This is a genomic window from Knoellia sinensis KCTC 19936 (assembly GCF_000768705.1).
GTDB classification, from domain to species: domain Bacteria; phylum Actinomycetota; class Actinomycetes; order Actinomycetales; family Dermatophilaceae; genus Knoellia; species Knoellia sinensis.
Window position 1 is genome coordinate 1 of sequence record NZ_AVPJ01000057.1, and the last position, 359, is coordinate 359.

1 protein-coding gene is annotated in these 359 nt (G+C 69.6%); it reads right to left on the reverse strand.

Annotated elements, in window-relative coordinates; translation table 11 throughout:
* A partial coding sequence (locus N802_RS19170; RefSeq protein ID WP_035919744.1) for a hypothetical protein occupies positions 1-187 on the reverse strand: 187 nt, incomplete at its 3' end.
* Positions 188-359: the final 172 nt, after the last annotated feature.

The window sequence follows — 359 nt, forward strand, 5'->3', positions numbered from 1 at the left end:
CCCCGTCCGCGCCGCGCTCGAGCGTCAGGTCGACGTCGCGCCACGAGCCGTCACGCTTGACCCGGACCGGGAACGCGTTGAGTTCGGCCGTGAACCGACCTGTCTCAGGGTCTGCGACGACCTTCGTCCGCTCGTCGGTGAGCTCGGCGACCTCGACCGGGGCCCCGGTCTCCACAGCGCGACCCATAGCCGCAACCTCCGGCAAAGTCTCGTCCGCCGCAGCAGGCGCTACCACTGGAGCCGCCGGTACGCTCGCGGACGTGGGCAACGCTGCCGCAGTCGGAACAGCAACCGCCGATACGACCGCCACGACGGCGACCCTGAACTTCTTCCCCATGATCACGCGCGGGACTCTTCTC